General features: G+C 60.2%; 16 protein-coding genes. 10 read left to right on the top strand and 6 right to left on the bottom strand.

Translation table 11 applies throughout. The annotated features are described in order from the left end of the window. Nucleotides 1-210 precede the first annotated feature (210 nt). On the bottom strand, nucleotides 211-1,578 hold the full coding sequence (locus TRM7557_RS15710) for a DEAD/DEAH box helicase (RefSeq protein WP_058291183.1): 1,368 nt from the start codon (nucleotides 1,576-1,578) through the stop codon (nucleotides 211-213). Between the two features lie 426 nt (nucleotides 1,579-2,004). On the opposite strand from TRM7557_RS15710, the gene TRM7557_RS15705 reads away from it, so the two are divergent. The 7 genes from TRM7557_RS15705 to TRM7557_RS15675 all read left to right on the top strand — a co-directional run bounded on the left by TRM7557_RS15705 (nucleotide 2,005) and on the right by TRM7557_RS15675 (nucleotide 7,333). Further along, the gene (locus TRM7557_RS15705) at nucleotides 2,005-2,418 is read left to right on the top strand and encodes a Fur family transcriptional regulator (protein WP_058291179.1); all 414 of its coding nucleotides are present in this window, start codon (nucleotides 2,005-2,007) and stop codon (nucleotides 2,416-2,418) included. Nucleotides 2,419-2,619: 201 nt separating this feature from the next. Continuing rightward, complete coding sequence (locus TRM7557_RS15700; protein WP_074941902.1) at nucleotides 2,620-3,123, top strand: hypothetical protein; 504 nt, start codon at nucleotides 2,620-2,622, stop codon at nucleotides 3,121-3,123. Nucleotides 3,124-3,303: 180 nt separating this feature from the next. Further along, a complete protein-coding gene (locus TRM7557_RS15695; RefSeq protein WP_058291177.1) occupies nucleotides 3,304-4,194 on the top strand; it encodes a DMT family transporter in 891 nt (296 codons plus the stop codon). Between the two features lie 154 nt (nucleotides 4,195-4,348). Then, on the top strand, nucleotides 4,349-5,626 hold the full coding sequence (gene eno / locus TRM7557_RS15690) for a phosphopyruvate hydratase (protein WP_058291176.1): 1,278 nt from the start codon (nucleotides 4,349-4,351) through the stop codon (nucleotides 5,624-5,626). A 67-nt stretch (nucleotides 5,627-5,693) separates the two neighbouring features. Next, nucleotides 5,694-6,143 carry an MEKHLA domain-containing protein gene (locus TRM7557_RS15685; RefSeq protein WP_058291175.1) on the top strand — a complete coding sequence of 150 codons (450 nt, stop codon included), beginning with the start codon at nucleotides 5,694-5,696 and terminating at the stop codon, nucleotides 6,141-6,143. A gap of 19 nt (nucleotides 6,144-6,162) precedes the next feature. Further along, a complete protein-coding gene (locus TRM7557_RS15680) occupies nucleotides 6,163-6,765 on the top strand; it encodes a GNAT family N-acetyltransferase (RefSeq protein WP_058291174.1) in 603 nt (200 codons plus the stop codon). A 157-nt stretch (nucleotides 6,766-6,922) separates the two neighbouring features. After that, nucleotides 6,923-7,333, top strand: a complete 411-nt coding sequence (locus TRM7557_RS15675) for a hypothetical protein (protein ID WP_058291173.1) — start codon at nucleotides 6,923-6,925, stop codon at nucleotides 7,331-7,333. On the opposite strand, the gene TRM7557_RS15670 is transcribed toward TRM7557_RS15675, so the two are convergent. From TRM7557_RS15670 to mazG, 4 genes are all read right to left on the bottom strand, one after another. Next, the gene (locus tag TRM7557_RS15670) at nucleotides 7,330-7,779 is read right to left on the bottom strand and encodes a GNAT family N-acetyltransferase (RefSeq protein ID WP_058291172.1); all 450 of its coding nucleotides are present in this window, start codon (nucleotides 7,777-7,779) and stop codon (nucleotides 7,330-7,332) included. The two genes, TRM7557_RS15675 and TRM7557_RS15670, sit on opposite strands and share 4 nt — an antisense overlap. Beyond that, the gene (locus TRM7557_RS15665; protein ID WP_082626631.1) at nucleotides 7,776-8,372 is read right to left on the bottom strand and encodes a GrpB family protein; all 597 of its coding nucleotides are present in this window, start codon (nucleotides 8,370-8,372) and stop codon (nucleotides 7,776-7,778) included. Before TRM7557_RS15665 ends, TRM7557_RS15670 begins: the two co-directional genes overlap by 4 nt. Next, nucleotides 8,369-9,310 (bottom strand): nucleoside hydrolase, encoded by a 942-nt coding sequence (locus TRM7557_RS15660; RefSeq protein WP_058291171.1) that lies wholly within the window; start codon nucleotides 9,308-9,310, stop codon nucleotides 8,369-8,371. Before TRM7557_RS15660 ends, TRM7557_RS15665 begins: the two co-directional genes overlap by 4 nt. A 235-nt stretch (nucleotides 9,311-9,545) precedes the next feature. After that, nucleotides 9,546-10,376 (bottom strand): nucleoside triphosphate pyrophosphohydrolase, encoded by an 831-nt coding sequence (mazG, locus tag TRM7557_RS15655; protein ID WP_058291170.1) that lies wholly within the window; start codon nucleotides 10,374-10,376, stop codon nucleotides 9,546-9,548. Nucleotides 10,377-10,441: 65 nt separating this feature from the next. Here mazG and TRM7557_RS15650 point away from each other — a divergent pair, with 65 nt between their 5' ends. The 3 genes from TRM7557_RS15650 to TRM7557_RS15640 all read left to right on the top strand — a co-directional run bounded on the left by TRM7557_RS15650 (nucleotide 10,442) and on the right by TRM7557_RS15640 (nucleotide 13,161). Next, the gene (locus tag TRM7557_RS15650) at nucleotides 10,442-11,605 is read left to right on the top strand and encodes a M20 aminoacylase family protein (RefSeq protein WP_058291169.1); all 1,164 of its coding nucleotides are present in this window, start codon (nucleotides 10,442-10,444) and stop codon (nucleotides 11,603-11,605) included. 201 nt (nucleotides 11,606-11,806) lie between these two features. After that, nucleotides 11,807-12,763, top strand: coding sequence for an agmatinase (gene speB / locus TRM7557_RS15645; protein ID WP_058291168.1), 957 nt, complete (start codon nucleotides 11,807-11,809; stop codon nucleotides 12,761-12,763). A 5-nt stretch (nucleotides 12,764-12,768) separates the two neighbouring features. Beyond that, nucleotides 12,769-13,161 carry a DUF1499 domain-containing protein gene (locus TRM7557_RS15640; protein WP_058291167.1) on the top strand — a complete coding sequence of 131 codons (393 nt, stop codon included), beginning with the start codon at nucleotides 12,769-12,771 and terminating at the stop codon, nucleotides 13,159-13,161. Here the strand turns inward: TRM7557_RS15640 and TRM7557_RS15635 are convergent. Next, complete coding sequence (locus tag TRM7557_RS15635; RefSeq protein WP_413081164.1) at nucleotides 13,152-13,469, bottom strand: hypothetical protein; 318 nt, start codon at nucleotides 13,467-13,469, stop codon at nucleotides 13,152-13,154. The two genes, TRM7557_RS15640 and TRM7557_RS15635, sit on opposite strands and share 10 nt — an antisense overlap. Nucleotides 13,470-13,533 lie beyond the last annotated feature (64 nt).

Here is a 13,533-nt window from a genome sequence, read left to right as displayed (position 1 = left end):
CGCCAAGAGAGGCGGGAGAGCCCGGCCCGCCGCAGGCGCTGAGGTATCCGCCGCAGGCGTCGAGGTGCAATGGTTGGATTTCTCTACCTGCGAAACAGGGGGAACTGTAGCCGCGTTTGGTGATCGTTGCGAGGCGTGCGGGCGGAACGGGTTTCAGGCAGGTTTGTGCCAAAGAAAAACGCCCACCCGCGAGGGTAGGCGTCTGATGTTTTAGCCTTTGCGACGGCGCTGGCTGCCTTGGCCTTGACCCTGACCACCGCCTTGGCCGCCGGGTTTGCCGCCCGGCTTTCCACCGCGACGGCGGAAGCCACCCGGCTTGCCGCCTTCACTGGCTCCAGCCGAAGGGCCGCTTCGGCCGGTTCCGCCACCCGGACCGCCGCGACCCCGGCCACGTCCGCCGCGACCACCGGGTTTGCCACCCGGTTTGGTGCCCGGTTGAGAAACATCTTCCCAAGGGGTGCCAGACGCGACGGGGATCGTCAGTTTCATGGTCTTTTGGATGGCCTTCAGCTCGTCGATTTCATCGGGCGCACAGAAGGCGACCGCTTGTCCGTCTTTGCCTGCGCGTGCGGTGCGGCCAATGCGGTGTACATAGGCATCCGGCACATTGGGCAGCTCGTAGTTATAGACAAATTTGACATCCGGAATATCCAGACCGCGCGCTGCCACATCGGTGGCCACCAGCACTTTGATTTCGCCGGATTTGAACGCTGCAAGGGCGCGCTCGCGCTGGCCCTGGCTTTTGTTGCCGTGGATCGCGGCGGCCTTGAAGCCCGCGCCATCCAGCACGCGCATCAGTTTTTCCATGCCGTGTTTGGTGCGGCCAAAGACCAGAGTACGCTCGTCTTTGTGCTCGGCGAGCAGTTCCTTCAGGAGGCTCAGCTTTTCGGACTTGGCGATGAAGTGCACGGATTGTGTGACCTTGGCGGCCGGTTTGCCCGGCGGGGTCACTTCGATCCGAACGGGTGCGCGCAGATAGGCGGCGGCCAGTTCGTTCATCTGTTTCGGCATCGTCGCCGAGAACAGCATGGTCTGGCGTTCTTCCGGCAACAGCGGCGCGATTTTGCGCAGAGCGTGGATAAAGCCGAGGTCCAGCATCTGGTCGGCTTCATCAAGCACCAGAAAATCACAGGAGCCCAGATCCAGCGCACCGCGATCCAGAATGTCGATCAGACGGCCCGGCGTGGCGACCAGAATATCGGTGCCGCGCGACAGGCGGTTGATCTGCGGGTTGATGGAAACACCACCGACCACCAGGCCAGTTTTTAGCGGCGAGCCTTCGGTCAGGGCTTTGATGGTTTCAGAAATCTGATTGGCCAGCTCGCGGGTCGGCGCCAGGATCAGACCGCGCACGGTGCCTGCGGCGGGTTTGCGGCCATAGGACAGCATCTGTGCCACCAGCGGCACGCCAAAGGCAGCAGTTTTACCGGTGCCGGTCTGGGCCAGACCCAGCACATCCTTGCCCTGCAGTGCATGGGGAATGGCACGGGCCTGGATCGGGGTCGGGTCTGCAAAACCCATGTTCTCAAGGCGGGTCAGGAGGTGCTTGGGCAGCTCCATGGTCGAAAATTCAGTCACAATCGTCCTCATAAGGCACCCAACACGGCGCCGTTGCGCCGGGGCGAACCCGAGCGCTGGGGGAAGGCGAACAACCTCGAGCCCCGCACGGCCGACTGCCGGAGGGTGGTTGCGCCAGATAGCCCCACGCGTGATTTTGGGAACCGTGGCATGGTCGTTTGCGCCCGTCTGACCCAGCAATGCAGCAAGGTCTTCTTGATCGTCTGTCCCAGATCGCTGGCCCATTTCGGGGGCGGATCGGGGCATTCGGGCGCTCTGCTCACGCGGCAGGGAGCCATGCCTGATCGCCAAATGGGCTGCTGCGGGTGCAAAGTCAATGGAAAAGACAGTGTCTTGGGTGTGAAAAACCTGCCGAATGGCTGTTTTCCTGTCGGGATTCGTATTTTATGAACAAGACCCAACTCTGACGCCTAAAGGACCCCGCCAATGCCCGAGACGATCATTGCCCGTTGCGAAGCCCGTGGTCTTCGGATGACAGAGCAGCGGCGTGTCATTGCGCAGGTTTTGCAGGACAGTGCAGATCACCCGGATGTCGAAGAGCTTCATGCCCGTGCCAGCGCACAGGATGCGGGGATCTCTTTGGCAACTGTCTACCGAACGGTAAAGCTTTTTGAAGAGGCGGGGATTCTGGATCGTCTGGAATTTGGCGATGGCCGTGCCCGCTATGAGGACGCCGACCGCGACCATCACGATCACCTAATCAATCTGACCACAGGGGAAGTGATCGAGTTCTGCGATCCGGAAATCGAGGCGCTGCAGGAAAAGATCGCGGAACGGCTGGGGTTTGATCTGAAGGGGCACAAGCTGGAGCTTTATGGCGTGCCGCGCAAAAAGGGCTGAGGCGAATGCGCCTGTGCAATTGGCCTTCACTTGCACCGCAGATAGAAGTCGCGACCCGATTGTTCGGCGCAAATGGGAGGGAAAAGGTCGAGGCGGCGTTGCAACAGCATGTCGAGCGGATCAAAGATCCCGCCTTTGCTCGGTTGTTTTCAGACCACATGAATTTGCCCGGCGTGCACAGCCGCGACTACAGCCATCGACATGACAGTACACGCAGCCCGCTATGGCGATATGGCGCCAGCAGATGGGCGGGTGTCTTTGGGGCGCTTTCCGTCGCCTGAGGCGGCGATTGCGGTGGTTGAGGACAAATTTGCTGATCTGCAAAAAACGGAACCCGAGTTACATCGCCATGTGACTGCCGCTGACCCCAGAGATATCCGCCACTGGCATGCCGAAGGGCAGCTTGTCTCGATCGAAGCCAACGTTGCAGGTGCGCAGAGGACGGTTGGCCTGTTTGCGGCGGCACCCGGCGCGGTGGAGTGGATTGGTGGTGATGTTGTTGAAGAAGAGATCGTGCTGCCCCGGTTCAACGGTCAGGGTTTTGCGGCCTCGGCCCAACGCGCTTGGGCGGGGCAGAGGGGGCGGGATCCGGACCGTCTGTTGGTCGGCACAATCAACGGCTTAAATGCTGCATCGCGTGCCACTGCTGTGCGGGCGGGACGACCGGCGGTTTTGCAATATGTCTTCCTCAGCCTGGCAGCCTAAAGGGGCAGACGGTGTCTGGTCTGGTCTGACCACAATCACTGAGACCTGATCACGATCACAAGTCTGAATGCCCGTCGTCACGAAATACCATGATCAAAAGCGACATTTAGTCGCCTTTGCGCTTGCGCCTTAACGCGGGGGCAGGCGATGGATTTGGGGATAGGAAGAAGGATGGATCTCATGGAAAATCTGCGCGGTATTCTGTTCATGCTGCTGGCTATGGTGGGCTTTACCGTTGAGGATATTTTCATCAAACAGCTGTCGGGCCATATGTCCGTCGGCCAGATCCTTGTCCTTTTGGGCGCGGCAGGTGGCGTGCTGTTCTGGGGCTATCTTGTGGTGCGGCGCGAAGCCGTATTCAGCCGCGCAGCTTGGCATCCGGCTTTGGTCGCGCGTGCGCTGTGCGAAGGTTTGGGGGCCATGTGCTTTGCCACTGCTTTGGCGCTGGTGGATTTGTCGGTTGTGGCCTCGGTCTTTCAGGCGCTGCCTTTGGTGATCACCATGGGCGCGGCCCTGTTTCTGGGCGAAACTGTGGGCTGGCGGCGGTGGAGCGCGATTTTTGCGGGCTTCATGGGTGTGATGATGATTATCCGCCCCGGATTTGAGGCGTTTAACCCATCCGTTCTGCTGGTGCTGGTTGCGGTGATCTGTATTGCCGCACGTGATCTGATTACCCGGCGGATGCGGGCGGGTGTTTCTGCGGCGATGGTGTCTTTGCAGGCCTATGGCGCGGTGGCGCTGGCGGGCTTTGGTCTGATCGGCATTCAGGGCAGTGAATTGATCCGCCCGACCGCGCTGGACTGGCAGCTTTTGGCAGGCGTTACGCTGTTCTCGATCATTGGTTATATCGCCATTGTCACTGCCACCCGTCTGGCTGAGGCCTCTGTTGTGACCCCGTTCCGCTATTCGAGGCTGGTGTTTTCCATGGCAGGGGGCATGCTGGTGTTTGGCGAACGGCCGGATGCGATGACCATTGCAGGCGCGTCGCTGATTATCGGCTCGGGGCTTTATACCTTCCTGCGCGAACACCGGATCGCGCGGCGCTTGGGGCGGGCGCAAGCGGTGACCTAAAAGCCGCATCCCTGCACAAACTTTGCCTTTTCCCAAACTGTTAGGGCTAACCCGTTCACAAAGCGCCCGTTAGCGATAACGAACAAGGTTTACTTTTCACAATCGACTGGTATGAAACAGGCAAAATTCGTGTCTGACAGAGGGACCAAAAGCGATGAGCACCATTATCGACATCCACGCCCGCGAAATCCTGGACAGCCGGGGCAACCCGACCGTTGAGGTCGACGTTGTACTTGAAGACGGCACCATGGGCCGTGCGGCGGTTCCCTCGGGTGCCTCCACCGGCGCGCATGAAGCCGTGGAGAAACGCGACGGCGACAAATCCCGCTACATGGGCAAAGGCGTGCTGGAAGCGGTTGCGGCCGTGAACGGCGAAATCGCCGACGCGCTGGTTGGCTTTGACGTCACCGAGCAGGTCGCGATTGACGCGGCAATGATCGAACTGGACGGCACCGACAACAAAGGTCGCCTGGGCGCAAACGCCATCCTCGGTGTGTCGCTGGCCTGTGCCAAAGCCGCCTCCGACTTCACCGCGCAGCCGCTGTTCCGTTACGTGGGCGGCACCTCTGCCCGTGTTCTGCCGGTGCCGATGATGAACATCATCAACGGTGGTGAGCACGCGGACAACCCGATCGACATTCAGGAATTCATGATCATGCCGGTCTCTGCGGACAACATCCGCGACGCGATCCGCATGGGCGCTGAGGTGTTCCACACCCTGAAGAAAGAGCTGTCTGCCGCAGGCTACAACACCGGCATCGGTGATGAGGGTGGTTTTGCGCCGGCGCTGGAATCCACCCGCGTTGCGCTGGACTTCATCAAAACGGCCGTTGAAAAAGCGGGCTACAAGCTGGGTGAAGACATCTATCTGGCGCTCGACTGTGCCTCCACCGAATATTTCGTGGACGGCAAATACGAGATGAAAGGCGAGGGCGCATCGCTGACCTCAGCTGAGAACGCGGATTATCTGGCGGCGCTGTGCGACGATTACCCGATCATCTCCATTGAGGACGGCATGGCCGAGGATGATTGGGAAGGCTGGAAGCTGCTGACCGACAAGATCGGTGACAAGGTGCAGCTGGTGGGCGACGACCTGTTCGTGACCAACCCGACCCGTCTGGCCGATGGCATTTCGCAGGGCGTGGCAAACTCCATGCTGGTCAAGGTCAACCAGATCGGCACCCTGACCGAGACCCTGCAGGCCGTCGATATGGCGCACCGCGCACGTTACACCAACGTGATGTCCCACCGTTCGGGCGAAACCGAAGATGCGACCATTGCGGACCTCGCCGTTGCGACCAACTGCGGCCAGATCAAAACCGGTTCGCTGTCGCGCTCTGACCGTCTGGCAAAATACAACCAGCTGATCCGTATCGAGGAAACGCTGGGCGAGGTTGCGGAATACGCAGGCCGTTCGATCCTGAAGGGCTGACCTTTCGGTAAAGACATAGGAAAGTGCCCCGCCTCGGCGGGGCCTTTTTTGCATTTGGGAGGATGCAGTGGAACCATCCATCGACAATGGGTTTTGCGCAGATCACGCGGCCCTTCTGGCGCGGTCTTTTGAGGCGCAGCTGGGCCGTCCCTTGCACAGCGATGTATCGGGAAAGGGCCTGTATCACGCGCCTTTTGTGATCCTGTCCCATGATGTCAGCGAAGATCCGGTGCTGACCTATGGCAACCTGATGGCTCAGACCCTCTGGGAGATGGGCTGGGACCGGCTGACAACGCTTCCCTCGCGCCTGACAGCAGAGGCGCAGCACCGCGATCAACGTGACGCAATGTTTCAACGCATGCGTGAGTATGGCTGTGTTGAGGATTATTCTGGCATCCGCATCAGCGCGACCTGCAAAAGGTTTGAGATCCGCAATGCGGTGATCTGGACTTTGCACGATGAGGCTGGTGAAAAGGTCGGTGAAGCGGCAATGTTTGCCGACTATTCTTTTCTTTGACCGATACGAGAGATCTCAGATGACCCTAGCGGACGGTATAACCGAGCTCACCCCCGGCAAAATCGCCGCTGTGGTGACCTATTTGCAGATGTTCGCGCGCCCGGCTTCGCGTGACGTGTCATTGCCTTCGGGGCTGTCTGTACAGCGCCACGCCGCACCGACCGTGGATTGGTACCGCGATCTCTACCGTTTGGTTGGTGAAGACTACCTTTGGTTCTCGCGCCTTGAGATGGCCGACGAGAAGCTGGCCGCGCATCTGGCGCGCGACGCGGTCGAGGTCTGGTCCGTGAGCCGCGCAGGGCGGGATCTCGGCTTGCTGGAACTTGAGTGGTTCGACAATGGCGACTGTGAACTTTCCTTCTTTGGGCTGGCGCCCGATCTGGTGGGCGGCGGGATTGGCCGCTGGCTGATGGAACACGCGTTGGAACGGGCCTTTGCCCGCCCCATCAAACGGTTCTTTGTCCATACCTGTACGCTGGACAGTCCGCAGGCGCTGGGCTTTTACGAACGCTCCGGGTTTGAAGCCTATGGGCGCGCGATCGAGATTGTAGACGACCCGCGCAATCGGGGTTTGATCGCCTTGGATAAGGCTCCGCAGATCCCATTGTTGCCTGCTGGGTGACAATGTTTCAATTATTGACGAACCCTCCCTAGGAAGGGCGCAAATTTTGTGCGCCCTTTTGCGTTTCTGCGGCGCGAGTCTGGGTTTTGTAACGATTACATGACAAGCTGGGCCAACCCCCGAAAACAGGGGGAGTGTTACGTAAAGGGGTCCTGTCGTGTCAGACTATCAAAAGAAATCCGCCTGCATTTCCGCCTTTGCACTGGCTTTATGCCTTGTGCCCGGCCTGTCTTTTGCCGAATGGGAACGCACGCCCGGAGGTTTGCGCCTGAGTGGAGAGATCCACGAGGACGGCCGAACCGGGTTCCTCGTGGCCTTCTGGGCTGCAGCCCTGGAAGAGCCGCGCCATGCTCCCATTGGCCTTTGGCTGGCCAGTGATGGCGGCGATGAGGCAGAGGCCTTCCGGTTGGCCACTGTCTTGGCAGAGGCGCAAGAAACCGGCGTTCGGATTGCAACGGTTGTTCCAGAGGGGCACCGATGCAGCGGCGCTTGCAATATTCTGTTTTCCGTAGGGGATGAGCGGTTCCGCATGGAGCCGGGCTCGGATCTGCTTGTCACCAGCGACTAAAGCATCCGGGTCATCAGCATATAGCTGTCGCGGGCCCGAAAGCGGGCGCGGCTGTAAAGGCGCTGTGCGGCTTCGTTTTCACGGTCGACTTCAAGATGCAGGGCTTTGATGCCTGCGCTTTTCAAGGTGGTGGCCAGTTTGCCCAAAACTTCGGTTGCGATGCCGCGGCCGCGCACGGCGGGGCGGATGAAAATTTCGTCGACAAAACTGTCCATACCGCCCAGTTCCACTGACCAGCCAAACGTCACCACCACATAGCCAATCGGCGCGCGGGTTGGCCCGATCAGGTAAATGGCACCATAGGGGTTGCCTTCCAGAAGCGGTACAAGCGCGGCTTCGCGGGCGGCGTCGTCAGAGTGGATACCTGCGCCTTCGTGAAAGGACGCGACCAGCCGCAGAACGGCGGGCAGATCTTCGGGGCGGGCAAGATGTAGGGCGGCGCTCATGACGGGGGCTCCTCAACCGGGGCGATAGGCGGGGCAATGGGCCCGGACGCAGAAGCGGCGGCAAGGGCGCGGGCTTCGACTTTCTGGATCCAGTCGGACTTACACTTCCCATAGCCCCGAGCGTCGCCCGGGTGCAAGGCCGCACATTTGCCTTTGACCGCTGCATAAGCCGCCCGCAAGCTGGCATTGGCACGCAATGCGTCGCGAAAAGCCAGATGGCGCGTGATCTCGGGCGATCCCTGAACATAGGCATGGGCCTGCACCGTGCGGTTGCCGGTCTTGGGGTCGTCCAAGCGACAATAGCGCCGACCGGGCAGGCCGTATTCGCCCATCCATTGATACCCTAGGCCTTCGATCTGTGCGCGCGCGGCGTCAAGCGCGTCGAGGCTTCCAAACTCCGGCAGAAGGTCCAGAACCGGCTTGGCTGGCATGGATTTGACAGCAGTGGAGCCGATGTGATGGATGCGCAGAAGGCCGGGCAGGGCGGCGGCACGCCAGCGGTCGCATTCCCGCTGCGCCAGGGCGGGCCATTCCGCATCTGCTGGCGCAATGAGCCCATTGATAAGCTGCGCTGGTGTTCCCGGCAGGATCATAGACGGCCCAACCGTTCGGTCAGCAGCTCAAAGAACCCGGTATCATCCACATCGCGCATGAACATCGCGTTTGGCGTGCGATCGGTCACCCGCCACCAGTCGGCGACGGTCATGCCGACGGTCAGGGAGGACTGCGTTTCGATTTCGACGTTGATGTGGCGACCGCTGAACAGCGCGGGCTTCAGCAAGTAGGCAATCACACAAGGATCATGCAGGGGACCACCGTCGCTGCCATATTTCTCAACGTCGAACCGTTCAAAGAAATCAAGCATGTCCGCCGTGAAGACGCCAACTTTGGTGCCGAGGTCGCGAAATGCCTGACGACGGGAGGATAGGGTGAGGACCTTATGGGTCACATCCAGCGGCATCATGGTGATTGCCACGCCGGATTTGAACACGGTTTCGGCGGCTTCTGGGTCGACGAGTATATTGAACTCCGCTGCCGGGGACACATTGCCGACCTCAAAATAAGCGCCACCCATCATCACGAGTTCCTGAACGCGGTCGATGATGTCGGGGGCCTTGCGGAAGGCGGCGCCAATATTGGTCAGCGGGCCGAGGGTGCAGAGGGTGACGGTGCCAGGGGCTTCGCTGCGCAGGGTGTCGATAAGGAAGTCCACGCCGTGCTGGTCCTGCAGGGGCATTTCGGGTTCCCAAAGGTCGGGGCCATCCAACCCGGTGCGGCCGTGGACAAATTCGGCCGTCATCAGCGGGCGTTCAAGCGGGGCCTCACAGCCTGCAAAAACCTTGACCTCGGGGTGGCCCGCCACTTCGCAGACCATGCGGGCGTTGGTGTGGGTGCGGGCGAGCGGGACATTGCCGGCCACGCATGTCACGCCCAGCAGATCCAGCTCTTCCGGGCTGGCAAGGGCCAGCAAGAGAGCAACGGCATCGTCTTGGCCGGGGTCGGTATCGATAATGATTTTGCGGGCGGTCATTCTTGTTTCTCCGGGGTCGTATCGCGCGACAGTTGCAAGGCGGGCAGGGGATGTCCAGTGTTTGCCGTGGGTTGGCGGGTTCTTGCGTATTGATTTGGCGACCGGGAGCAGGGGAGGGGCTTTGCCCCTCTGCGCAGACGCGCATTCACCCCAGGATATTTTAAAAAAGATGAAGTTGGCACGGGGGGCAGGCGGAGGTGACCAGCTTGGGGCGCCGTTTGAGGTGCGAATTGTGTTACTTTGCCGTCTTGGCGGCCTTTTCGTCTGCCTTCACTGCGTCCCAAAGGGCATCCATCTCTGAGAGATCGGATTGGACGGGCGTTTTGCCACGCGCGGCGAGTTTGGCCTCGACGCCTTCGAATCTGCGGATGAATTTGGCGTTGGTGCGACGTAGGGCGGCTTCGGGTTCTACCCCGAGATGACGGCCCAGATTGGCCATCACAAACATCAGATCACCAAACTCTTCTTCGACCTGATCCTGAGTGAGGGTTTCGCGGGCTTCCACCAGTTCGGCGGCTTCTTCGGTGATTTTTGCCAGCACTTCGGTTGTGGTCGGCCAGTCAAAGCCGACGCGTGCGGCGCGTTTTTGCAGTTTGTAGGCGCGCAGCAGGGCGGGCAGGCCGGGAGCAACCCCGTCGAGCGTGCCGGTCTCTGCCTTGGCGGCGCGTTCTTCCGCTTTGATGGCTTCCCAGTCCGCGATCTGCTGGTCGGCGGATTTCTGGTTGCTTTGATCGCCGAACACATGCCGGTGACGTGAGACCATTTTGTCGGACATCACGCGCACGACATCCTGAAAATTGAAATGCCCTGCTTCATCCGCCATCTGTGCGTGAAAGACAGATTGAAACAACAGATCGCCGAGTTCGCCTTTGAGTTCGTCCCAGGCCTCGCGTTCGATGGCGTCGGCGACCTCGTAGGCTTCTTCAATGGTGTAGGGGGCAATGGTGGCAAAGGTTTGCTCAATGTCCCAGGGGCATCCTGCCTCTGGATCGCGCAGGGCGCGCATGATTTCAAGCAAACGTTCGATGCCTGCGTCGCGGTTGTGGATCAGGGACGTGTCTTCCATTGCACCTTACTCGCTTTGCGTGTTTTACCTTCAGGGAACCCCGAGTCTTTGTCAGGAGCCGCGTTATGCCGGTTGTGAACCGTATCGCCGATTATGCCGAGGAAATGAAGGGCTGGCGGCGCGCGCTGCACCAGATCCCGGAGCTGGGGCTGGATCTGCCCAAAACCGCGGCCTTTGTTGCCGAGCGTCTGCGCGAGATCGGCGTGGATGAGATTCACGAAGGGATCGCGCAGACCGGGATTGTTGCACTCATCGAAGGGCAGGGCGAGGGGCCAACCATTGGCTTGCGCGCTGATATGGATGCGCTGCCCATGACAGAGGAAACCGGTGCGGCATATGCCTCGACTCATGCGGGTGCCATGCACGCCTGTGGCCATGATGGCCATACGACCATGTTGCTGGGGGCGGCCAAATATCTGACCGAAACACGTAAATTTTCGGGCCGCGTTGCGCTGATCTTTCAGCCGGCCGAGGAAAACATTGGCGGGGGTCGGATTATGGTCGAAGAAGGGATCATGGACCGCTTTGACATTGGTGAGGTCTATGCGCTGCACAATGCGCCGGGTTTGCCCGAGGGGTATTTCCTGACCACACCGGGACCGATTATGGCGGCGGTCGATACGTTCCATATTAATATTAAAGGTTTGGGCGGTCATGGGGCGATGCCACATGAGGCGCGTGATCCGGTGGTTGCGGCCTGTGCCATTGCAACTGCCATCCAGACCATTGTCAGCCGCAATCACCATGCGCTGGGGGATCTGGTGGTGTCTGTGACGCAGATCCACACCGGCACGATCGACAATGTGATCCCGGAAACCGCCTATATCAACGGCACGGTGCGCACCTTTGACAAATCCGTGCAGGCCATGGTGCGTCGGCGGATGGAAGAGATTTGTGCAGGCCAGGCCATCGCCTATGGGGTTGAGGCCGTGCTGGAATATGAAGAAGGCTACCCGCCAACCGTGAATGACCCGGAAAAGGCAAGTTTTGCCACGGGTGTGGCCAAAGATATTTCGGGCGACGACCGCGTGCAGGGGCAGGCCAGTCGTGAAATGGGGGCCGAAGACTTTGGCTATATGCTGGAGGCGCGGCCCGGGGCCTATTTGTTCGTTGGTCAGGGCGACAGTGCCGGGCTGCACCACCCGGCGTATGACTTCAACGACGACATTGCACCGATTGGGGCCTCCTTCTTTGCAAGGCTTGTAGAGAAGGCACAGCCGCTGGGTTGATTTCGTCCGGCGTGCGGTCGGCGGATGACAAGAGTTTCGCCTTTGGGTATGTGCGGGGTGAGCGGAGTGGGAGGCGTGTTGGGTGTCAAAACCTGACATGTCTTTTCCGAACCCGGTGCCCATGGTCCCAGATGGCCATGATGGGGCGCCCAAGTTGCAAAACGCAAATCCCGGCAGAACAGGCCGGAGAACGAGGCAAGAATGACAGAGCTGAACCAACCGATCAGTGGCAATGATCTGGCACGGTTTTCGGGCCCCACCACTTTTATGCGGCTGCCGCTGGCCCATTCGTTGGACGGGCTGGATGTGGCGATTTTGGGCGTGCCTATGGATATCGGCACCTCCTGGCGGTCTGGCGCACGGTTCGCGCCCAAGGAAATCCGCAACCAAAGCGCGGCAATCCGCCCTTATAACCTGACCACCGGTGATGCGCCGTTTGACACCCACAATATTGCCGATATTGGCGATCTGGCGATCAACACCTATTCCTTGCCGGATACGCTGCGCATTGTTGAGGAAAGCTTTGAAGCCATCCTTGCGGGCAGCGATGTTGTACCGGTTGCGCTGGGCGGGGATCAGTCGATCACCCTGCCGATTCTGCGTGCCATGTCGCGCAAACACGGGCCTGTTGCGGTGATCCATGTGGATGCACGCAGCGATTCCAGCGAGGCAACCTTTGGTGAGCGTGACACCGGCGGGACCGTGTTCCGCCGCGCGCAGGAAGAAGGTCTGGTGGATGCAGAGAAAGTCTATCAGATCGGTCTGCGTGGCACGGGGGAGACCGCGACCGAGCTGAAGGATGCGCAGGGCTGGGGGTTCCAGCATTTCCTGGCGTCCGAGCTTTGGAACCGATCTCTTGCCGGTCTTGGCGCAGAAATCCGCCGCGATATTGGCGGCCGCCCGGTCTACCTGAGCTTTGATATTTCCGCGCTGGACCCAGCTTTTGCGCCCGGAACTGGCGCGCCCGAGATTGGCGGCCTGACTTCGATGCAGATGCTGGAACTCATCCGCGCGCTGAAAGGTGTGAACCTTGTTGGCTGCGATATGGTCGAGGTGGCCCCTGCCTATGATCCGACCGGAACCACATCGCTGGTTGCCGCCAATCTGGTTTACGAAATGCTGTGTATTCTGCCGCAGCAATCCGACACCGCTGAGTGAGCCGCATGGGGCTGATCTTTGCGGTCGCGATGCTGGGTGTGCTCGGGCTGGGAGCTTGGGTGCGACTGGCGCCGTCGGACCCTGCGCGCTGGCATCAGCCGCTGGAGTTTACGACAGATGACACGCTGCCCGGCGGCGTCCAACGCCGTGTTGACGGGGGTGATTTGGCCGCTTTGGATGTGATCATCCGGGCCACGCCGCGCACCTCTGTTCTGGCGGGCAGTGTGGCGGAAGGGCGGGTGACCTACATCACCCGGTCGCTGGTCTGGAATTTCCCAGATTATACGACCGTGCAGCAGAAGGGCGATGATCTCTTGATCTTTGCCCGCCTGCGCTTTGGTGGCAGCGATCTTGGGGTAAACCGAAAGCGCGTCAGTCGCTGGCTGGATCAGATGTGAGCAAAACCCTGTTGAGGGTGCTGTGAGGTTGCGCAGCCGTCATGCAGCTTGCGCCACATGGGCACATTCAGCGACATCTGGCATTGGGCGGTGAACATGCGCCCATCCACCTGAAGACACAGTTGCTGGCCCAGTTCGATCCTTGCGCCGCTCCGGTCGGTGCAAAAGCAATCGGGTGGTTTTGCATAGGGGGGCGGCTGCCAAACGGGGTGCACCTGCGATTGCATGGCCGGATCCGCGGCAGGATCTGCCACCGCAATTGCAGGCAGAAGCAGGCCGGAGAGTACAAGAACACTGGCAAGTTTCATGGCTCTACCCTATCACATGTCTCACCCGTGCCAAAACGGGAGCAAAAAACAACAGGAATGGCCC

Source organism: Tritonibacter multivorans (genome assembly GCF_001458415.1).
Classification (GTDB): domain Bacteria; phylum Pseudomonadota; class Alphaproteobacteria; order Rhodobacterales; family Rhodobacteraceae; genus Epibacterium; species Epibacterium multivorans.
The sequence above is the reverse complement of the archived record's forward strand: the minus strand, read 5'-3'. Positions and strand labels throughout refer to the sequence as shown.